General features: G+C 66.1%; 20 protein-coding genes. 9 read left to right on the top strand and 11 right to left on the bottom strand.

Features of this window, described 5'->3' with window-relative positions:
• Positions 1-36: 36 nt before the first annotated feature.
• The 11 genes from sugE to L0U84_RS04930 all read right to left on the bottom strand — a co-directional run bounded on the left by sugE (position 37) and on the right by L0U84_RS04930 (position 11,647).
• Positions 37-357, bottom strand: a complete 321-nt coding sequence (gene sugE / locus L0U84_RS04980) for a quaternary ammonium compound efflux SMR transporter SugE (RefSeq protein WP_233848215.1) — start codon at positions 355-357, stop codon at positions 37-39.
• A gap of 102 nt (positions 358-459) precedes the next feature.
• Positions 460-1,158: a two-component system response regulator KdpE gene (gene kdpE / locus L0U84_RS04975; RefSeq protein ID WP_129959604.1), complete on the bottom strand. Its 699-nt coding sequence runs from the start codon at positions 1,156-1,158 to the stop codon at positions 460-462.
• Positions 1,151-4,198 carry a DUF4118 domain-containing protein gene (locus L0U84_RS04970; protein WP_233848214.1) on the bottom strand — a complete coding sequence of 1,016 codons (3,048 nt, stop codon included), beginning with the start codon at positions 4,196-4,198 and terminating at the stop codon, positions 1,151-1,153. The genes kdpE and L0U84_RS04970 overlap by 8 nt, the downstream gene beginning before the upstream one ends.
• A gap of 150 nt (positions 4,199-4,348) precedes the next feature.
• Complete coding sequence (gene kdpC / locus L0U84_RS04965; protein ID WP_233848213.1) at positions 4,349-4,927, bottom strand: potassium-transporting ATPase subunit KdpC; 579 nt, start codon at positions 4,925-4,927, stop codon at positions 4,349-4,351.
• 58 nt (positions 4,928-4,985) lie between these two features.
• A complete protein-coding gene (gene kdpB / locus L0U84_RS04960; protein ID WP_233848211.1) occupies positions 4,986-7,097 on the bottom strand; it encodes a potassium-transporting ATPase subunit KdpB in 2,112 nt (703 codons plus the stop codon).
• Positions 7,098-7,182: 85 nt separating this feature from the next.
• Entirely contained in the window at positions 7,183-8,988 is a 1,806-nt protein-coding gene (kdpA, locus tag L0U84_RS04955; RefSeq protein WP_233848210.1) for a potassium-transporting ATPase subunit KdpA, read from the bottom strand.
• The gene (gene kdpF / locus L0U84_RS04950; protein WP_085484604.1) at positions 8,985-9,077 is read right to left on the bottom strand and encodes a K(+)-transporting ATPase subunit F; all 93 of its coding nucleotides are present in this window, start codon (positions 9,075-9,077) and stop codon (positions 8,985-8,987) included. Before kdpF ends, kdpA begins: the two co-directional genes overlap by 4 nt.
• Positions 9,077-9,187, bottom strand: a complete 111-nt coding sequence (locus L0U84_RS04945; RefSeq protein WP_129959723.1) for a potassium ABC transporter ATPase — start codon at positions 9,185-9,187, stop codon at positions 9,077-9,079. Before L0U84_RS04945 ends, kdpF begins: the two co-directional genes overlap by 1 nt.
• Positions 9,188-9,370: 183 nt before the next feature.
• Entirely contained in the window at positions 9,371-10,345 is a 975-nt protein-coding gene (locus L0U84_RS04940) for a quinone oxidoreductase family protein (protein WP_233848209.1), read from the bottom strand.
• A gap of 46 nt (positions 10,346-10,391) precedes the next feature.
• Positions 10,392-10,781: a methylglyoxal synthase gene (locus L0U84_RS04935; protein ID WP_129959597.1), complete on the bottom strand. Its 390-nt coding sequence runs from the start codon at positions 10,779-10,781 to the stop codon at positions 10,392-10,394.
• A gap of 86 nt (positions 10,782-10,867) precedes the next feature.
• The gene (locus L0U84_RS04930) at positions 10,868-11,647 is read right to left on the bottom strand and encodes an SDR family oxidoreductase (protein ID WP_233848208.1); all 780 of its coding nucleotides are present in this window, start codon (positions 11,645-11,647) and stop codon (positions 10,868-10,870) included.
• A 216-nt stretch (positions 11,648-11,863) separates the two neighbouring features.
• On the opposite strand from L0U84_RS04930, the gene upp reads away from it, so the two are divergent.
• The 9 genes from upp (at position 11,864) to rng (ending at position 20,589) form a co-directional block, all read left to right on the top strand.
• Complete coding sequence (gene upp, locus L0U84_RS04925) at positions 11,864-12,514, top strand: uracil phosphoribosyltransferase (RefSeq protein ID WP_062126416.1); 651 nt, start codon at positions 11,864-11,866, stop codon at positions 12,512-12,514.
• 611 nt (positions 12,515-13,125) lie between these two features.
• Positions 13,126-13,854, top strand: a complete 729-nt coding sequence (locus tag L0U84_RS04920; protein ID WP_233848205.1) for a YebC/PmpR family DNA-binding transcriptional regulator — start codon at positions 13,126-13,128, stop codon at positions 13,852-13,854.
• A 101-nt stretch (positions 13,855-13,955) separates the two neighbouring features.
• Positions 13,956-15,239 (top strand): phosphoribosylamine--glycine ligase, encoded by a 1,284-nt coding sequence (gene purD / locus L0U84_RS04915; RefSeq protein ID WP_129959591.1) that lies wholly within the window; start codon positions 13,956-13,958, stop codon positions 15,237-15,239.
• 333 nt (positions 15,240-15,572) lie between these two features.
• On the top strand, positions 15,573-16,496 hold the full coding sequence (gene hemF, locus L0U84_RS04910; protein ID WP_233848203.1) for an oxygen-dependent coproporphyrinogen oxidase: 924 nt from the start codon (positions 15,573-15,575) through the stop codon (positions 16,494-16,496).
• A gap of 70 nt (positions 16,497-16,566) precedes the next feature.
• Positions 16,567-17,262, top strand: coding sequence for a nicotinate-nucleotide adenylyltransferase (locus L0U84_RS04905; protein WP_233851936.1), 696 nt, complete (start codon positions 16,567-16,569; stop codon positions 17,260-17,262).
• 4 nt (positions 17,263-17,266) lie between these two features.
• Positions 17,267-17,716 carry a ribosome silencing factor gene (rsfS, locus tag L0U84_RS04900; protein WP_233848200.1) on the top strand — a complete coding sequence of 150 codons (450 nt, stop codon included), beginning with the start codon at positions 17,267-17,269 and terminating at the stop codon, positions 17,714-17,716.
• 36 nt (positions 17,717-17,752) lie between these two features.
• Complete coding sequence (rlmH, locus tag L0U84_RS04895) at positions 17,753-18,223, top strand: 23S rRNA (pseudouridine(1915)-N(3))-methyltransferase RlmH (RefSeq protein WP_008919684.1); 471 nt, start codon at positions 17,753-17,755, stop codon at positions 18,221-18,223.
• A gap of 257 nt (positions 18,224-18,480) precedes the next feature.
• Positions 18,481-19,110: a Maf family protein gene (locus L0U84_RS04890; protein WP_233848198.1), complete on the top strand. Its 630-nt coding sequence runs from the start codon at positions 18,481-18,483 to the stop codon at positions 19,108-19,110.
• Between the two features lie 9 nt (positions 19,111-19,119).
• Positions 19,120-20,589 (top strand): ribonuclease G, encoded by a 1,470-nt coding sequence (rng, locus tag L0U84_RS04885; protein WP_129959580.1) that lies wholly within the window; start codon positions 19,120-19,122, stop codon positions 20,587-20,589.
• Positions 20,590-21,225: the final 636 nt, after the last annotated feature.

Below are 21,225 nucleotides of genomic sequence, written 5' to 3'. Positions count from 1 at the left end.
AAGGCCGTGGCTAGCTGAGCGGCTCCGGCCGCGAGGTCAATGCCCCGACGACAGTTTCAGCCCGACGAGACCGATCACGATCAGCGACGCACTGGCGACGCGCGCGACCGTCAACGCCTCGCCCATCATCACGACACCGAAGATGAACGCACCGACCGCGCCGATCCCTGTCCATACAGCATAGGCCGTGCCGAGCGGCAACTGGCGCATCGCGAGCGCGAGCAGCACGAAGCTGCCGAGCGCGGTCACGATCGTGAAGACCGACGGCCAGAAGCGGGTGAAACTTTCGGAAGTTTTGAGACCGGCCGCCCACGCGACTTCGAGCAAACCGGCAATCAATAGAAGAAACCAGGACATCGAAACAGCTCCATGAAAAATGGGGCCGTCCCCGATGATTGATCCACGCGTAAGGTCGTCCTTACGACGGGAGATTATAGCGGAGCGGTATCGCGGACGCGCTCACACCGCGCCCACCAGCCGATAGCCGACGCCCGTCTCCGTAACGATGTGCTCGGGCTGCGCCGGATCGCGTTCGAGCTTGCCGCGCAGATGCGCCATGTAGATACGCAAATAGTGGTGACTCTCGACATGCGACGGCCCCCACACGTCGCGCAGCAACTGCCGATGCGTGAGCACGCGGCCGGCATGCCGCACGAGCGTTGCCAGCAGCCGGTATTCGATCGGCGTCAGATGGATCGCGGCGCCGTCGCGCGTGACCTGGCGCAGCGCGAGGTCGACGGTGACCGCGCCGAAGCGCACCTGCGGCGATTCGTTCGCGCCGCCGTGATTGCGCCGCCGCAGATGCGCGCGGATCCGCGCGAGCAACTCGGACACGCCGAACGGCTTGGTCAGGTAGTCGTCGGCGCCGGCGTCGAGCGCGGCGACCTTTTCGCTTTCCTGGGTGCGCGCCGACAGCACGATCACCGGCAACTCGCTCCAGCCGCGCAGCTCGCGGATCACGTCGAGGCCGTCGGTGTCGGGCAGGCCCAGATCGACGATCACGAGATCGGGCTTGCGCGTCGCCGCTTCGACGAGCCCCTGCTTGCCGGTCTCGGCGTCGTACACGGCGATGCCCTCGCCTTCGAGCGCCGTGCGCACGAAGCGGCGAATCTGCTTCTCATCTTCGATCAGAACGACGGTGATGCTCAGGTCACTCATGGGTGGGTCGGGTGAACGGGTTGAGGTCGGCGGCGGTGTCGGTGGCAGCGTTACCGGACTGGATGGGCGTATGCGGGTCGGAGGGCGCTGTGCCGGGTTGGGCGGGCTCGGCAACTCGCGACGACTCGACGCGCTGCGACGGCTCCCCGTCCGGATGCGGCTGCACCTCGGCCGCGCCTTCGTCTTCGAGCGTATCGAGCGTATCGAGCGCGTCGGGCGCCTCGGGCGGCGTCTTGACCGGCAGCGTGAACCAGAAGCGCGCGCCCTCGACGTGGCCATTCGCCCCAATCCGGTTGAGCGCGCCGATTGTACCGCCGTGTGCCTCGACGATCGCGCGGCAGATCGCGAGCCCAAGGCCAATGCCCGGTTTCGCCGACTCCTTCTCGCCGCGCGTGAACTTCTCGAACACGCGCGCTTCCATGCCGGCGGGCAGGCCCGGGCCGTTGTCGTCGATCGTGATGCGCACGAACGGCGCGCCGTCCGCATCGATCTGCTGCGCGCCGATCGCGAGCGGCGTGCCGGCCGCCGTGTATTTGGCCGCGTTCTCGAACAGGTTAGAGAACAGCCGCTCCATCAGCACCGCGTCGAGATGCAACAGCGGCAGATCGGCGGGCAGCGTGACCTGCACCGGACGATCGGCGAGCACGCGCTTGCACGCGCGCAGCGCGGCGCCGACGGTCTCCTCGAGCAGCGTCCATTGCTGGTTCAGTTGCAGGCTGCCGGCCTGCAGGCGCGCCATGTCGAGCAGGTTCGTGACGATGCCGGTCATGCGCAGCGCTTCTTCGTGGATTGCGTCGACGAGTTCGTCGTTACGGTGCGCGCTGGATTGCGCATCGGGTTGCACGTTCGAGGCCGCTTCGCTTCGTGCGGCGGCCTGCGCCGGGGTCTCGCCCTCCACCCGCGCCCTCTGCCGCCCCTGCGCGAGCATCGACGAAAACCCGACGATCGTCGTGAGCGGCGTGCGCAGATCGTGCGAAATCGCCGACAGCAGCGAATTGCGCAGCCGCTCCGACTCCATGTTGACGAGCGCATCGCGGGCGATATCGACGTAATGCACGCGTTCGAGCGCGAGCGCGATCTGCGCGGCGAACGCATCGAGCATGCGCCGCTGCTCGGGCACGGTCAGTTCGCGCTCGTCGCGTACCACCACCGCGAGCACGCCACGCGTGCGCATCGGCGCCTTCAGCGGCAGATACAGCGCCGCGGCGGCCGGCAGCGTGTCGGTGCCGTGCCCGGCCGGCTTCTGCTGATCGTAGACCCACTGGCCGACGTCGAGATCGAGCGCGTCGCCTTCGAGCGTGATCGCCGCGTCGGGGTCCTCGATCTTCTGTTTGACCTGATCGACGCTGTCGGGCAGCAGAATCGCGACGCGCGCGCCGAACACCTCGCTCACGTGCCGGCTGCCGATGCCGACGATCTGCTCGGTCGCGAGCGCCGCGGCAAGCTCGCGCGCCATCTCGTACATCGCGCCGGTGCGTTGTTCACGACGTTGCGCGACGCTCGCCTCGCGGCGCAGGCTCGACGTCAGATGGCTGATCACGAGCGACGTCAGCAGCATGCCGAAGAACGTCAGCAGGTACTGCGTGTCGGAGACCGACAGCGACATGCGCGGCGGCACGAAGAAAAAATCGAACGCGGCGACGCTCGCGAACGACAGCACGACACCCGGCCCGCGCCCGAGCTTCACCGCGGTGAAGATCACGCCGAGCAGATACAGCATCACGAGGTTGGTCAGATCGATGCGGTCGATCAGTTGGCTCGACAGCAGCGTGATCGCCGCGCCGATCGCGAGCGCGAACGCGTACGTGCGCGGCGGCGAACGACGCTCGCGCGCCGCGCTCAACGCCTCGCGCCACGCGTTCGCGGTCGTGTTCAGCAGCCGCCGCTGCTCGCCGCCGTCGCGCTCCGACGAGACGCGAATCAGCGTGAGATCGAGATCGCCGCTTTTCTCCGCGATGCGCTCGCCAAGCGGCCGGCGCAACCAGCGGCTCGCGCCCGCGCGCGACGATGCGCCCGCCACCAGCTTCGATACGTTACGGGCCTGCGCGTAACCGATCAATGCATCGAGCGCATCGGCAGCGGCGAGCGTCGCGGTCTCGGCGCCGAGTTCGGCGGCGAGTTTCAGCGCGTTCAGCGTGCGTTCGCGTCGTGCGTCGGGCAGGCGCTGCAACGCCGGCGTTTCGACATAGACCGCCAGCCAGTCGGCCTTCAGGCTCGCGGCGAGGCGCGCCGCCGAGCGCACCAGCGCCGGCGCTTCGGGACCCGGACCGACGCACACCAGCAGCCGCTCGCGCGCCTGCCAGATGCGCTGGATCGAACGATCGGCGCGGTACTCGCGCATCTGCGCGTCGACGCGATCGGCGGTGCGGCGCAGCGCCAGCTCGCGCAGCGCGATCAGGTTGCCCTTGCGAAAGAAGTTACGCACCGCGCGCTCGGCCTGCTGCGCCATGTACACCTTGCCGTCGCGCATGCGATCGAGCAGTTCCTCGGCCGGCAGATCGACGAGCGTGACTTCGTCGGCATGATCGAACACGCGATCGGGCACGGTCTCCCACACGCGGATGCCGGTGATCTGCCCGACCACGTCGTTCAGGCTCTCCAGGTGCTGCACGTTGACTGTCGTGTAGACGTCGATGCCCGCGTCGAGCAGTTCGTAGACGTCCTGCCAACGCTTCAGATGACGCGCGCCCTGCACGTTCGAATGCGCGAGTTCGTCGACGAGGATCAGTTGCGGCTTGCGCGCGAGCGCGGCGTCGAGATCGAACTCGCCGAGCTTGCGGCCGCGATACTCGATCTGCACGAGCGGCAGCACGTCGAGCCCCGCGAGCAGCGCGGCGGTTTCGCTGCGGCCGTGCGTTTCGGCGATGCCGACCAGCACGTCGACACCTTCGTCCAGGCGGCGGCGCGCGGCCTGCAGCATCGCATAGGTCTTGCCGACGCCGGCCGAAGCGCCGAAGAAAATTTTCAGCCGGCCGCGCTGGCGCTTTTCTTCGTCGCGCTGCAGCTTGTCGAGCAGTTCGTCAGGATCGGGGCGGTTCATGCTCAGTGATTGTCATGGTCGTGCGAGCGGCGGTGCCTGCATGGTGGCACGGCCCGCGCCAGTCCGCAAATGGCGGCGCGGCGCCACGCGGACGCCGCTGTTTATCGATGAACCGCAAGCGCGGCCGGAGCTTTGCCGTTGCGTTCAGTGTCAACCGCGCTTCATTTCATCGAGCGCCAGATTGAGCTTCAGCACATTCACGCGCGGCTCGCCGAGCACGCCGAACTGACGCCCCGTCGTGTAGCGCTCGACGAGCACCTGCACGTCGCTCGGCGCGAGGTGACGGGCCTGCGCGACCCGCGCGACCTGGTACGCGGCCGCTGCCGGACTGATCTCCGGATCGAGGCCGCTGCCCGACGACGTCACCAGATCGACCGGCACCGGCTTCGACATGTCGGTGCCGGCGGCCTTCAGCGCGTCGAGACGGCCCTTGATCTCGTCGAGCAGCGCCGGGTTGTTCGGCCCGAGGTTCGAGCCGCCCGAGTTCTGCGGGTTGTACGGCATCGGGCTCGTCGCCGACAGCCGGCCCCAGAAATACTGGGGCGCGTCGAACTGCTGGCCGATCAGCGTCGAGCCGACCACCTTGCCGTTCTGCTCGATCAGGCTGCCGTTGGCCTGTTGGTGAAACGCCGCCTGGCCGAACGCGGTCATCACGGCGGGATAAGCGAGTCCGGTGAGCGCGGTCAGCACCGCGAAGATCACGATCAGCGGACGGAACAGATTTTTCATGATGGGTCTCTTTCCCTATTCATCACTTCTGGTTACTGCGTAGCGACGCGCTTTGCGCTCACACCCAGCCGAACGCGGCCAGCACCATATCGATCAGCTTGATGCCGATGAACGGCACGATGATCCCGCCGAGGCCGTAGATCAGCAGATTGCGGCGCAGCAGGATCGCGGCGCCTAGCGCGCGATAGCGCACGCCCTTCAGCGCGAGCGGAATCAGCAGCACGATGATCAGCGCGTTGAAGATCACCGCCGACATGATCGCCGAGGTCGGCGTCGCCAGATGCATCACGTTCAGCGCATTCAACGCCGGATACGTCGACGCGAACGCGGCCGGGATGATCGCGAAGTACTTGGCGACGTCGTTGGCGATCGAGAACGTGGTCAGCGAGCCGCGCGTCATCAGCATCTGTTTGCCGATCTCGACGATCTCGATCAGCTTGGTCGGATTCGAATCGAGGTCGACCATGTTGCCGGCCTCTTTCGCCGCCTGCGTGCCGGTGTTCATCGCGACCGCGACGTCGGCCTGCGCGAGCGCGGGCGCGTCGTTAGTGCCGTCGCCGGTCATCGCGACCAGACGCCCTTCGGCCTGATGCGCGCGGATCGTCGCGAGCTTCGTTTCGGGCGTCGCTTCCGCGAGGAAGTCGTCGACGCCCGCTTCGGCCGCGATCGCGGCGGCGGTCAGGCGGTTGTCGCCCGTCACCATCACGGTCTTGATGCCCATCTTGCGCAACTCGGCGAAGCGCTCCTTGATGCCGCCCTTCACGACGTCCTTCAACTCGATCACGCCGAGCACGCGCGCGCCCTGCTCGCCCTTCTCGGCGACCACGAGCGGCGTGCTGCCGCGGCGCGCGACCTCGGCGACCGCATTGCTGACTTCGGTCGGGAAACGGCCGCCGTTCGCTTCGACGTATTGCTTGACCGCATCGGCCGCGCCCTTGCGGATTTCACGGCCATGCGTGCCGGCGGGGGTGCCCGGGGGAGACAGATCGACGCCGCTCATGCGGGTCTGAGCGGTAAACGCGAGAAACACCGCGTGCAACGAGCCCATATCACGCTGACGGATATTGAAGCGCTGCTTCGCGAGCACGACGATGCTGCGGCCTTCCGGCGTTTCGTCGGCGAGCGACGACAGTTGCGCGGCATCGGCCAGCGCTTCTTCGCTCAGACCCGGCGCGGGCAGGAACTGCGACGCCTGGCGGTTGCCGAGCGTGATCGTGCCGGTCTTGTCCAGCAGCAGCACGTCGACGTCGCCGGCCGCTTCGACCGCCCGGCCCGAGGTCGCGATCACGTTCGCCTGCATCATGCGGCTCATGCCGGCCACGCCGATCGCCGACAGCAGACCGCCGATCGTCGTCGGGATCAGGCACACGAGCAGCGCGGCGAGCGCGGTGATCGTCACCACGTGGCCCGCTTTCGCGGCTTCGACCGAGAAGATCGAGAACGGCAGCAGCGTCGCGGTGGCGAGCAACATCACGATCGTCAGCGCGACGAGCAGGATGGTCAGCGCGATTTCGTTCGGCGTCTTCTGACGCTTCGCGCCTTCGACCATCGCGATCATGCGGTCGAGGAACGCCTCGCCCGGATTCGCCGTCACACGCACGACGATCCAGTCCGACAGCACGCGCGTGCCGCCCGTCACCGACGAAAAGTCGCCGCCCGACTCGCGGATCACCGGCGCCGATTCACCGGTGATCGCCGACTCGTCGACCGACGCGACGCCGTCGATCACTTCGCCGTCGGCCGGAATCACGTCGCCGGTCTCGACCAGCACGACGTCGCCTTTGCGCAGATCGGTCGCGGTCGTGATGCGGATCGGCGACTTCGGATGCGGCTCGTTGAGCTTCTTGGCCATCACGTCTTTCTTCGCGCTGCGCAGCGACGCGGCCTGCGCTTTCGAGCGGCCTTCGGCGAGCGCCTCCGCGAAGTTCGCGAACAGCACCGTGAACCACAGCCAGAGCGTGACCGCGAGAATGAAGCCCGCGGGCGCCTCGGCCTGACCGCCGAGCGCGGCGATCCACAGAATGGTGGTCAGAATGCTGCCGACGTACACGCAGAACATCACCGGGTTGCGAAACTGCGTGCGCGGCGTCAGCTTTTTAAAGGAGTCCACGATCGCCGGGCGCAGCAGCGCCGGGTCGAACATGGACCGTGTAGCGTTATGTTCAGTCATTGAATCCTCGAATATCCGTGTGCGCTTGCAGGCGTGCCGCGTGCAAGCGCCGGTTCGGTCGTTGGCGTCGTTGATCGAGGCCGCGTCAATGCACGCCGATCATCATCAGATGCTCGACGCCGGGACCGAGCGCGAGCGCCGGGACGTAGGTCAGCGCGCCGACCAGCAGCACCGTGCCGAGCAGCAGCACGACGAACAGCGGTCCGTGCGTCGGCAGCGTGCCGCCGGTGACGCCGATACGCTTCTTCGCGGCGAGCGAGCCCGCGATCGCAAGCACCGGCACGATCGTGCCGAAGCGGCCGAACCACATCGCGATCGCGGTGAGCCAGTTGTAGAACGGCGTATTCACCGAGAGCCCCGCGAACGCGCTGCCGTTGTTGTTCGCGGCCGAGCTGAACGCGTAGAGGATCTCGGAGAAGCCGTGCGCGCCGGGGTTGGCGATGCCGGCCTTGCCCGCATCCGTGAGCACCGCGATCGAGGTGCCCACCAGCACGAGCAGCGGCGTGAGCAGCACCACGATCGACACCATCTTCATCTCGTAGGCCTCGATCTTCTTGCCGACATATTCAGGAGTCCGCCCGATCATCAGTCCCGCGACGAACACCGCGAGCAGCGCGAACACCAGCATCCCGTACATGCCGGAACCGACGCCGCCGAAGATCACTTCGCCGAGCTGCATCAGCAGCATCGGGTACAGGCCGCCGATCGGCGTCAGCGAGTCGTGCGTATTGACGACCGCGCCGCATGAAGCCGCCGTGGTCGCGACCGTGAAGATGCCCGACTGCGCGATACCGAAGCGCGTTTCCTTGCCTTCGGCATTGCCGCCCGCCTGCAGCGCGTTGGCCGACTGATCGACGTTGAGCGCCGTGAACGCCGGATTGCCGCTTTGCTCGGCGCTGATCTCGCCGAACACGCAGACACCGAATGCGATCGTCATCGCCGCGAGCACGGCCACGCCTTGCCGGCGGTCGCCGATCACGCGGCCGAACACGAGCGCGAGCGCGGCCGGGATGATCAGGATCGAGAAGATCTGCACGAAGTTCGAGAACGGCGTCGGGTTTTCGTACGGATGCGCGGAGTTGCCGTTGAAGAAGCCGCCGCCGTTGGTGCCGAGCATCTTGATCGCTTCCTGCGATGCGACCGGGCCCATTGCAATCGTCTGCGTCTTCACGGGCGTATCGACCGTCACCGGATTGCCCTTCACGTCCTTCACCGGATTGCCTTGCGCGTCGAGTTTCGGCGCGGCGTAGGTGGTGGTCTGCAGCGTCGGCACGTCCTGATATGCCTTGAAGTTCTGGATCACGCCCTGGCTCATCAGCAGCGCGGCGATGATCATCGACATCGGAATCAGCACATACATCGTCACGCGCGTGAGGTCGACCCAGAAGTTACCGATCGTCTGCGCGGTATGACGCGCGAAGCCGCGAATCAGCGCGATCACGACGACGATGCCGGTTGCCGCCGAAAGGAAGTTCTGCACGGTCAGGCCGAGCATCTGCGTCAGATAGCTGACCGTTTGCTCGGGCGTGTAGTCCTGCCAGTTCGTGTTGGTCACGAAACTGACCGCGGTGTTGAACGCGCTGTCGACCGACATCGCGCCGAACTGCTGCGGATTGCCCGGCAGCCAACCTTGCACACGCAGCAGCACATACAGGAATGTCATGCCGAACACATTGAACGCGACCGTGGCGATCGCGTAGTGCTTCCAGCCCATTTCCTGCGATGGATCGACGCCGGCGATGCGGTAAAGCAGCCGTTCGAGCGGCGCGCCGAAGCGCACCACGCGCGAGCTGCCGTCCATCACGGCGCCGAGATAGCTCGCCACCGGCACCGCGGCGGCCAGTAGCACGACGATAAAAAGGCTCGCCTGCAGGACATCGTTCGTGTTCATTCAATGTCCTCCGCGCGCAGCAGCGCATACACGAGATAAATGAACAGCAGCGCGGTGGACGCGCCGGCCAGCCATAGCATCCAGGTCATCAGCGTGCTCCCTGTCCGCGACGGAACTGCATCAGCTTCTCGCAGCCGCCAATCAGCCCAAAGGTCAGCACGGCGAACAGCGCCAGGCCCCCGACATACAGCACATCCATTTTTGTTCCCCATTTACGGATTTTGGATAGATGGAACGGTATGCCGATCCGCCTAAAGGGCTGGTCAAAGATCGCGGGGCGCGCGTAAAAATCGCGTAAACGGACAAGGCCGTTTCATCTCGCGATGAAACGGCCTTGACTTGAGGGAGGCGGCTAGCGCGGTCGGGGGCCGCGCTGTGATTTTTACGGCAGCAGGATCGTCGAGCCCGTCGTGCGGCGCCCTTCGAGGTCCGCATGGGCCTGCCCGACATCCGGCAGCGCATAGCGCTGATTGATGCTGGTCTTGACCTTGCCTGAACTCAGCACGTCGAACAGCTCGGCCGACATCGCCTCGTAGTCGCTGCGTTTGGCCATATAGGTGAAGAGCGTCGGGCGCGTAAAGAATAGCGAGCCGCGTCCCGCGAATTCCGACGAGTCGATCGGCGGCAGCGGACCCGACGCGTTGCCGAAGCTCACGAACAGGCCGAGCGGCGCAAGACAGTCGAGCGACTTTTCGAAGGTGTCCTTGCCGATCGAATCGTAGACGACCGGCACGCCCGCGCCGTTGGTGATCTCGCGTACGCGCTTCGTGAAGTTCTCGCGCGTATAGACGATCGCGTGGTCGCAGCCGTGCGCTTTCGCGATCTCGGCTTTTTCGTCGGAGCCGACCGTGCCGATCACCGTCGCGCCGAGCGCCTTCGCCCACTGGCACACGAGCAGACCGACGCCGCCCGCCGCGGCCTGAATCAGGATCGTGTCGCCGGCCTTCACCCGATACGTGCGGCGCAGCAGATACTGCGCGGTCAGGCCTTGCAGCATCACCGACGCGGCCTGCTCGTCGCTGATCGAATCGGGCAGCCTGACGACCTGCGCGGCCGGCAGCACGCGCTCCTGCGCATACGCGCCGGGCGGCCGCGCGACATAGGCGACCCGATCGCCCACCTTCAGACCGGTCACGCCCGAGCCGAGCGCGCTGACCTCGCCGGCCGCCTCCATGCCGAGACCACCCGGCAGCGGCAACGGATACAGACCGGTGCGGAAATACACGTCGATGTAGTTGAGGCCGACCGCCGTCTGGCGGATGCGGATCTCGCCCGCGCCGGGCTCGCCCACGTCGACGTCGACCCATTTCATGACTTCGGGGCCGCCGGTTTTGTCGAATCGGATTGCCTTGACCATCATGTCTCCTTGTTCTTTAGGGATGGGGGTGCGGCGAGCCGCGCGCTCACGCGTCACCGGACAGGCGCAGCCTCAGCGCGTCGAGCACCATGCGCGCGGTCGAAATGTTCGTCGCGCACGGAATGTTGTGCACGTCGCACGCGCGCACGAGCGCATTGATGTCCGGCTCGTGCGGCTGCGGCGTCATCGGGTCGCGCAGGAAGATCACCATGTCGACGCGCCCTTCGGCAAGCTGCGCGCCAATCTGCAGGTCGCCGCCGTGCGGGCCCGACAGCATGCGCTCGACCTTGAGGCCGTGCGCGTCGCTGATGCGTCCGCCGGTCGTGCCGGTCGCGACGATCTCGCAGCGCGCGAGCGTGTCGACGAATTCGCCGGCCAGTTTGACGATGTCGTCCTTCTTGTGATCGTGCGCGATCAGCGCAATGCGGGTGCTCATGACGTAAGACTCCTCAAGCCGTTGTGACTATCGTTGTTGTGATGTGACGCGTGCCGTCCGCGCGCGGCGGCTCGGTAGGTGCCCGCTCAGTACGTGCCCGGATAGGCGCCGCCGTCGATCAGCCAGTTCTGCCCGGTAATGTAGCCCGCGTGCGTGCTGCACAGGAACGCGCAGGCACGGCCGAATTCTTCGCGATTGCCGAAGCGCCCGGCGGGGATCGTCTTCATGCGCTGCTTGCGCGCTTCGTCGATCGAAATATTGTGCGTCTTCGCCTGCGCCTCGAACGTGACCGCGATGCGGTCGGTGTCGAACAGGCCCGGCAGCAGGTTGTTGATCGTCACGCCGGTCGGCGCGACCTTGCGCGCGAGACCCGCGACGAAACCGGTCAGCCCCGAGCGCGCGCCGTTCGACAGACCGAGCACGTCGATCGGCGCCTTCACCGCGGAGCTCGTGATGTTGACGATGCGTCCGAAGCCGCGCGCGCTCATCGTGTCGATGGTCTGACGGATCAGCTCGATCGGCGTCAGCATGTTGGCTTCCAGCGCGCGGATCCAGTCCTCGTGCGTGAAATTGCGGAAATCGCCCGGCGGCGGCCCGCCCGCGTTGTTGACGAGGATGTCCGGCTGCGGGCACGCGGCGAGCGCGGCGGCGCGCCCTTCGGGCGTGGTGATGTCGCATGCGACGGCCTTCACCTCGACGCCGCTTTGCTGGCGGATCGCCTCGGCGGTCGCTTCGAGCGTTTCGGCGGTGCGCGCGACGATCGTCAGGTTGACGCCCTCGGCGGCGAGCGCTTCCGCGCAGCCGCGTCCCAGACCCTTGCTGGCCGCGCAAACGAGCGCGGTACGTCCTGCGATTCCCAGATCCATGTGTATGCCCTCGTGGCGAAGTTTCCCCAGATTCTAGAAGAATCGGTGCCGGACTGTGGCGCGTCGCTGCAATCTCAGGTATCGCCGGGCGGCACTCTTTCGGTAAACTTGCGCGGTGGCGCGCTTTTCCTACCCTCCGCCCGGTTTCCCGGGGTGGACGAACCGACGGATGAGCGCGCCGAACCGATCCACCTTGCCGCCCCGCGCGAGCCCGCCATGACCCAGGACAGCCGTTTCCCCAATCTCTTCATCCTCGATCACCCGCTGATCCAGCACAAGCTGTCGCACATGCGCGACCGGGACACGTCGACGCGCACGTTCCGCGAACTGCTGCGCGAAATCACGCTGCTGATGGGCTACGAAATCACCCGCAACCTGCCGATGACCACACGCCGCATCACCACCCCGCTCGTCGAGATCGACGCGCCGGTGATCGCCGGCAAGAAGCTCGCGATCGTGCCGGTGCTGCGCGCGGGCGTCGGCATGTCGGACGGTCTGCTCGAGCTGGTGCCGTCGGCGCGGGTCGGCCACATCGGCGTGTATCGCGCGGAGGACCATCGGCCGGTCGAATATCTGGTGCGGCTGCCGGATCTCGAAGACCGCGTGTTCATCCTGTGCGATCCGATGGTCGCGACCGGCTACTCGGCCGTGCACGCCGTCGATGTGCTCAAGCGCCGCAACGTGGCCGCCGAGAACATCATGTTCCTCGCGCTCGTCGCCGCGCCCGAGGGCGTGCAGGTGTTCCAGGACGCGCACCCGGACGTCAAGCTGTTCGTCGCGTCGCTCGATTCCCATCTGAACGAGCATGCGTACATCGTGCCGGGTCTCGGCGACGCGGGCGACCGCCTGTTCGGCACCAAGAACTGATACGGCGCGGACCGCCCGGCGGGGCCGCGGCCCCAAAGCCGGCCCCGCCCGGGACCGCATCCGCCCCGTCCCGGCGACGCATCCGCGCCGCATCCATTTCAATTTCGCGTCGATTTCGCTGCATTTGCGGCCGGTTTCGCGCCGCGGCCCCCTCTGCCGCACCCACGCGGCGTGATAAAATTCGAATCCGCTCGACGAGCGCCTCGACCCGCACGATCACTCGCACCATTGTCTGCAATTTCGACTGGCGCCCCGCGCCTTCGCATCAGGTCATGCGGCGCCTGGCCGCGCAAGCTGACCGCCCCCCACCGCGCTGCCGCCCTGCGGCCCCGCCTGGGCCGCGGTCATGCATGAACCGGGACGAACGCCTGGCGGCGGGCAAGCGTGGAGCGACGCGCGGGAACGGCCAGACTGAGATTGGCGGCACGGGCGGCCGCCCCGACGGGCCCCGACGGGCCCACGCGAGCAACGAGCACGAGCGGCCGGCAGCCTTTCACCTGACGGTTTGGGATCGGGACACAACAGGCGAGGCGCAACACGCGAGGCGCCCGACATCGCAACGACAATTGCACTATGCGTGCGCCCCGCTGGCGCGCGCGACGGAGAAAAGTATGGCGGGTCATTCGAAATGGGCCAACATCAAGCATAAGAAAGCAGCGGCCGATGCCAAGCGTGGCAAGGTCTGGACGCGGCTCATCAAGGAAATCCAGGTTGCGGCCCGTCTGGGCGGCGGCGAAATCGACTCGAACCCGCGTCTGCGGCTCGCGGTCGACAAGGCGTACGACGCCAACATGCCGAAAGACAACATCAACCGCGCGATCCAGCGCGGTGTCGGCGGCGCGGACGGCGCGAACTACGAAGAAATCCGCTACGAAGGCTACGGCATCGGCGGTGCGGCGGTGATCGTCGACACGATGACCGACAACCGCACGCGCACCGTCGCGGAAGTGCGCCACGCGTTCTCGAAGAACGGCGGCAACATGGGCACGGACGGCTCGGTGTCGTTCATGTTCGATCACGTCGGCCAGTTCCTGTTCGCGCCCGGCACCGCCGAAGACGCGCTGATGGAAGCCGCGCTCGAAGCGGGCGCCGACGACGTCCAGACGAACGACGACGGCAGTATCGAAGTGCTGTGTCCGCCGCACGATTTTTCGAAGGTGAAGGCTGCGCTCGAAGCAGCGGGCTTCAAGGCCGAACTGGCCGAGGTCACGATGAAGCCGCAGACCGAAGTGGAATTCACCGGCGACGATGCCGTGAAAATGCAGAAGCTGCTCGACGCGCTGGAAAATCTGGACGACGTGCAGGAAGTCTATACAAACGCGTCGATCGCCGACGAATGATGGCGGTGGACGCGGGGCCGCTGGTCCTTGCTGTTGATGGTTTATTGCACGGCCGAGCACACCGCTCGGCCGTTTATGGTTTTTAAGTCTCGGGGATTCACATGAAGTTACTCGTCGTCGGTTCCGGCGGTCGCGAACATGCGCTCGCATGGAAGCTCGCGCAATCGCCGCGGGTCCAGCTCGTCTACGTCGCGCCGGGCAACGGCGGCACCGCTCAGGATGAGCGTCTGCTCAACATCGACATCACCGAGCCGGCCGCGCTCGCGGATTTCGTCGAAAAAGAACAGATCGCGTTCACGCTGGTCGGGCCGGAAGCGCCGCTCGCGGCAGGCATCGTCAATCTGTTCCGCTCGCGCGGTCTGAAAATCTTCGGGCCGACCAAAGAGGCCGCCCAGCTCGAAAGCTCGAAAGATTTCGCCAAGGCGTTCATGAAGCGCCATGGCATCCCGACCGCCGAATACGAAACCTTCGCCGACGTCGCCGCCGCGCACGCGTATCTGGACGCCAAGGGCGCGCCGATCGTGATCAAGGCCGACGGCCTCGCCGCCGGCAAGGGCGTGGTGGTCGCGCAAACGCTGGAAGAAGCGCACGCCGCGGTCGACATGATGCTGTCGGACAACAAGCTCGGCGACGCCGGCGCGCGCGTCGTGATCGAGGAATTCCTCGCCGGCGAGGAAGCGAGCTTCATAGTGATGGTCGACGGCAAGCACGTGCTCGCACTCGCGTCGAGCCAGGATCACAAGCGTCTGCTCGACGGCGACCAGGGCCCGAACACGGGCGGCATGGGCGCCTACTCGCCCGCGCCGATCGTCACGCCGCAGCTGCATGCGCGCGTGATGCGCGAAATCATCCTGCCGACCGTGCGCGGCATGGAGAAGGAAGGCATCCGCTACACCGGCTTCCTGTACGCCGGCCTGATGATCGACGCGCAAGGCAACCCGAAGACGCTCGAATTCAACTGCCGGATGGGCGACCCGGAAACGCAGCCGATCATGGCGCGCCTGAAGGGCGACTATTCGAAGGTGGTCGAACACGCGATCGCCGGCACGCTCGACACCGTCGAGCTCGAATGGGACCGCCGCACCGCGCTCGGCGTCGTGCTCGCCGCGCACAACTACCCGGACACGCCGAGGAAGGGCGACCGCATCAACGGCATCCCCGCCGAAACCGCGGATTCGGTCACGTTCCACGCCGGCACCACGCTGGCGGACGGCAAGCTGACCACTTCGGGCGGGCGCGTGCTGTGCGTCGTCGGTCTGGCGGATTCGGTGCGCAGTGCCCAATCGGCCGCGTACGGCACGATCAACCAGATCGCGTTCGACGGCATGCAGTATCGCCGCGACATCGGCTATCGCGCGCTCAATCGCAAGCACGACGGCAAGTAAGCGGCGCTTGCGCCGGCCGCCGCGCGAGCGGCGCGCGGCGCGCCGCGCGCCGCGGGCTGCGGGCTGCGCACTGACGGTGCCACAGGCACTGCAGTGCGGGTCCGCTGTACGACGCGCGCTACACTGAATCTTTCGCGCTCGTCGCGGCAGACGGGCCCGAAGCCCGCGAATCGACCGAAGCGGCACGCCGCCTCCCAAATTCGCCTTCGGCACCCACGCAATCCGAATGAGCGGTCCGGGCACGCAGGCAGCCAGCCTGACGCGAACGCGGCCATCGCCCTCTTTCGAAGAACCCGCGGCACGACGAGCGTGCCGCCCTCAGAACCTGCATTCATGAGCAATTCGAGCTACGACGCACAAGCCGTGCGCAGCTGGCTGCAAGGCCTGCAATCGCATATCGCGGACACGCTCGGCGCCTTCGACGGCACCGCGTTCGCGACCGACGCGTGGCAGCGCGCGCCCGGCGAGAAGCTGCGCGGCGGCGGCGTCACGCGGATTCTCGAAGGCGGTCAGTTCTTCGAGCGCGCGGGCATCGGCTTCTCCGACGTGGCCGGCGACGCGCTGCCGGGCTCGGCGAGCGCCGCGCGGCCGCAATTGGCCGGGCGCGGCTTCGAGGCGATGGGGGTGTCGCTCGTGCTGCACCCGCACAATCCGCACTGCCCGACCGTGCACATGAACGTGCGCCTGCTCGTCGCGACGAAGGAAGGCGAAGAGCCGGTGTTCTGGTTCGGCGGCGGCATGGACCTGACGCCCTACTATGGCTACGAAGAGGACGCGCGGCATTTCCATCAGGTGTGCCGCGACGCGCTCGCGCCGTACGGCGCGGACCTGTACCCGCGCTTCAAGCGCTGGTGCGACGAGTACTTCTTCCTGAAGCACCGCAACGAGCCGCGCGGCATCGGCGGGATTTTCTTCGACGATTTCTCGGCGCCGGGCTTCGACGAGTCGTTCGCGATGCTCAAAAGCGTCGGCGAGGGGTTTCTGAAAGCGTACATGCCGATCATCGAGCGGCGCCGCGACACGCCGTACGGCGAGGCCGAGCGCGCGTTCCAGGCCTACCGGCGCGGCCGCTACGTCGAGTTCAATCTGGTCTTCGACCGTGGCACACTGTTTGGACTGCAGAGCGGCGGACGCACCGAATCGATCCTGATGTCGATGCCGCCCGTGGTGAACTGGCGCTATGACTGGCAGCCCGAGCCGGGCACGCCGGAAGCGCGTTTGTACAGCGACTTCCTCGTGCCGCGCGAGTGGGTGTGACGCGCCGCCTGTCTTGCTTACGGTCACGACAAAGGATCCTCACCTGAAGCCGAACGCTCACCCTGTCGCCCTGCCTCGCCGGATCGGTCTGCTGGGCGGCACATTCGATCCGATCCACGACGGCCATCTCGCGCTCGCGCGGCGCTTCGCCGACGTGCTGCGGCTGACCGAACTGGTGCTGCTGCCGGCCGGCCAGCCGTGGCAGAAGACCGACGTGTCGCCCGCCGAGCATCGACTCGCGATGACGCGCGCGGCGGCCGCATCGCTCGCGATTCCCGGCGTGACGGTGCGCGTCGCGACCGACGAAATCGAGCACGAAGGTGCGACCTACACGGTCGACACGCTGCAACGCTGGCGCGAGCGCGAAGGCGACGACGCATCGATCACGCTGCTGATCGGCGCGGATCAACTGGTGCATCTCGACACATGGCGCGACTGGCGGCGCCTGTTCGAGCTCGCGCATATCGGCGCGGCCACGCGGCCCGGCTTCGACCTGGGGTCGGTCGCCCCCGAGGTTGCCAAGGAAATCGCCGCGCGTCGTGCCCGCGCCGATGTGCTGCAGGCTACGCCCTGCGGCCATCTGCTGATCGACACGACGCTCGCGTTCAACGTATCGGCCACCGACATTCGCGCGCATCTGCGCGAGCAGGTCAACCAGCGGCTCGCCCACGCGGGTGCGGGCAGCGCAACACAGCATCAGGCCGCGAGTCACGTCCCCGCCGCGGTGTGGGACTATATTCTTCAACATCATCTGTACCACCGGTAACTCCATGGATATTCGCAAACTGCAGCGCGTAATCGTCGACGCTCTCGAAGACGTCAAGGCGCAAGACATCAAGGTGTTCAACACCAGCCACCTCACCTCGCTGTTCGATCGCGTAATCGTCGCGAGCGGCACGTCGAACCGGCAAACCAAGGCGCTCGCGTCGAGCGTGCGCGAAGGCGTGAAGGAAGCCGGCGGCGAGATCATCAGCACCGAGGGCGAGGACATCGGCGAATGGGTGCTGGTCGATTGCGGCGACGCGATCGTCCACATCCTGCAGCCGGCACTGCGCCAGTACTACAACCTCGAGGAAATCTGGGGCGACAAGCCGGTGCGCATCAAGCTGTCGACGCCGAACCCGTTCGGCGGCGCGCACGCAAGCGAGCCCGACGACGAGGAAGAAGAGGAAGCGCCGGCCGCGAAGCCCGCGCGCAAGACCTCGGCACGCCGCAAGTAAGCGCGGCGTGTCAGCCACACCGCTTCTTTCCTCGCGATGAAACTGCATATCCTCGCCGTCGGCCACAAGATGCCGGACTGGATCGCGACCGGCTTCGACGAATACGCGAAGCGCATGCCGCCCGAGCTGCGCATCGAGCTGCGCGAGATCAAACCGGAGCAGCGCTCGTCAGGCCGTTCGGCCGAAAGCGTGATGGCCGCCGAGCGGCAGAAGATCGAAGCCGCGTTGCCGAAGAACGCACGCATCGTCGCGCTCGACGAACGCGGCAAGGACTGGACCACGATGCAGCTTGCTGGCGCGTTGCCGGGCTGGCAACAGGACGGCCGCGACGTGGCCTTTCTGATCGGCGGCGCGGACGGGCTCGATCCCGAGCTGAAGGCACGCGCCGATATGATGCTGCGCGTGTCGAGCCTCACGCTGCCGCACGCGATGGTGCGCGTGCTGCTGGCCGAACAGCTTTACCGCGCGTGGACCATCACGCAGAATCATCCGTATCATCGCGCGTGAGTGCTGGAGCCGGGCACGGCGACGCCTGGCATCCGTTCGTTGCTGAGGGCGCATCGCGGCTGCTCTGCTCGATGCGCGTGAACGTATCGCCGCCACTTCATGCGATGATGCGCCCCACGCGCTGTGCAATGCGCTGCATCCATTGACGGCATCGATGCGATCGCGTCGCCGGGTCGACATCGCCCTGCCCACTCTTCCACACCCGCCGCGTTCGCCGCCCCCACGCCATCCGTTTCCCGCTCGATCGAGACCCGTTCATGCCCACGCCCGCTGCTTCGCTGCATCCGTTCGTCTACCTCGCCTCGCAAAGTCCGCGCCGTCAGGAGCTGCTGCAACAACTCGGCGTGCGTTTCGAGTTGCTGCTGCCGCGCGCCGATGAAGACGCCGAAGCACTCGAAGCCGAACGGCCGGGCGAAGCCGCGCGCGACTACGTGCAGCGCGTGTGCGTCGCGAAGGCGCATGCGGCGCGCGCGCGACTCGTCGACGGCGGCCACGCGGTGCGCCCGATCCTCGTCGCCGACACCACCGTCACGATCGACGACGCGATTCTCGGCAAGCCAATCGATGCCGACGATGCGGTCGCCATGCTCACTCGCCTCGCGGGCCGCACGCACGAAGTGCTGACCGCGCTCGCCGTGATCGATGCCGATGGCGCGCTGCTGCCCGCGGCGTTGTCAGTCTCGAAGGTGCGTTTTGCTGCAGTGCACGCAGACGCGCTGCACCGCTACGCGGCGAGCGGCGAGCCGCTCGGCAAGGCGGGTGCTTATGGCGTGCAGGGACGCGCGGCGGAGTTTATCGAGCATATAGATGGGTCCTATTCGGGTATCATGGGTTTGCCGCTTTTTGAAACCGCTGCCCTCCTGCGTGCAGCGCGCATCGACTTCTAGAACAACACCATGAATGAAGAAATCCTGATCAATGTCACGCCGCAGGAAACGCGCGTCGCGCTCGTTCAACAGGGCGCCGTCCAGGAACTTCATGTCGAACGAACGCTGTCGCGCGGGCGCGTCGGCAATGTCTATCTCGGCAAGGTCGTGCGCGTGCTGCCGGGCATGCAATCGGCGTTCATCGACATCGGCCTCGAACGCGCCGCGTTCCTTCATGTCGCGGACATCTGGCATCCGCGCATCGCCGGCGAAGCGCCGCATCAAGCACCGCATCAGCCGATCGAAAAGATCGTTTTCGAAGGTCAGACGCTGATGGTTCAGGTCGTCAAAGACCCGATCGGCACGAAGGGCGCGCGACTGTCCACGCAAGTGAGCATTGCCGGGCGCACGCTCGTGTATCTGCCGCAGGAGCCGCACATCGGCATCTCGCAGAAGATCGAAAGCGAGGCCGAGCGCGAGGCCGTGCGCGCGCGACTGACCGCCGTGCTGCCCACCGATGAGAAAGGCGGCTATATCGTGCGCACGATCGCCGAGGATGCGACGAGCGAAGAGCTTGCGGCCGACGTCGCGTATCTGCGCAAGACGTGGGCGACGATTCTGTCGCAAGGGCAGCGCATGCCGCCCACCAGCCTGCTCTACCAGGATCTGAATCTCGCGCAGCGTGTGCTGCGCGATTTCGTCAACGATGAAACGTCGCGCATCCAGGTCGATTCGCGCGAGACGCATCAGATGCTCGCCGACTTCGCGGCCGAGTTCACGCCGGCGGTATCGTCGAAGCTGCACCACTACACCGGCGAGCGGCCGCTGTTCGATCTGTACAACATCGAGGCGGAAATTCAGCGTGCGCTGTCGCGTCGCGTGGACCTGAAGTCGGGCGGCTATCTCGTGATCGACCAGACCGAAGCGATGACGACGATCGATGTGAACACCGGCGGCTACGTCGGCGCGCGCAACTTCGACGACACGATCTTCAAGACCAACCTCGAAGCCGCGCACACGATCGCGCGGCAACTGAGGCTAAGGAATCTTGGCGGCGTGATCATCATCGATTTCATCGATATGGAAAACGTCGAGCATCGCGACCAGGTGCTCGGGGAACTGAAGAAGGCATTGTCGCGCGATCGCACGCGGGTGACCGTCAATGGCTTCTCGCAACTCGGGCTCGTGGAGATGACGCGCAAGCGTACGCGTGAGTCGCTCGCGCATGTGCTGTGCGAGCCATGCCCGGTTTGCCAGGGCAAGGGGCAAGTGAAGACCGCGCGCACGGTTTGCTATGACGTGTTGCGCGAGATTCTGCGCGAGTCGCGGCAGTTCAATCCGCGCGAGTTTCGCGTGGTCGCTTCGCAGCAGGTGATCGATCTGTTTCTGGAGGAAGAGTCTCAGCATCTGGCGATGCTGATCGATTTCATCGGCAAGCCGGTGTCGTTGCAGGTGGAGTCGAATTTGAGTCAGGAGCAGTACGACATCGTGCTGATGTAAGAATCGCGCCTGATCACGCCAGATTATCAATCGCCCCCAAACCACCGCGTGACGGGGCTTTTAGCAAAAAGCTGGATCATTCAGCATCATCCCGTTTCATGAAACTGCGCGCAGAGCTGACGGTCCGCCCGCAGACCGCCTATTCGCCGGAATCTCCTCGCTATTTAATCGTACCGCCCCGCATGAATCACTAGCGGGCGCGATACGGCGAGGGCTATACGTATCGCGCCGTTCTGTAGCGATACATGCCCGCAGCAACCCTTCCAGACGCCCTTGGGGCGTTCGACTCCCTCCCCGATTCGGCGCGCGTAGGTGTGCGTGTGGTGGCCGGCCTGTACGGCTGCGCAGTTCCGACCGTGTGGCGAAGTGCACGCGAGAAACGCATTCCCTCCCCTCGCAAGCAAGCCGCATCCCAAAAACATAGCCCGTCAACAATCTGTTAGGTTTACCCGCCACACCGGTCAGGCGCAGACAAAATGCCGAACTTGCAGTAGGGTTAGCGGCCCCTGTACACCCCTACTCCAAAAGCGGGCACCTACTGCGGTCTTCCGCTAGCGCAACGGGCAGACAAGCCGGCCGGGAGGTGCTGGGCCTGACCAGGCCGAGGACTGCACACAAGCATCTTGCGTTGTGCAT

Origin of the sequence: Paraburkholderia sp. HD33-4, assembly GCF_021390635.1 — a bacterium.
Classification (GTDB): Bacteria; Pseudomonadota; Gammaproteobacteria; order Burkholderiales; family Burkholderiaceae; genus Paraburkholderia.
The sequence above is the reverse complement of the archived record's forward strand: the minus strand, read 5'-3'. Positions and strand labels throughout refer to the sequence as shown.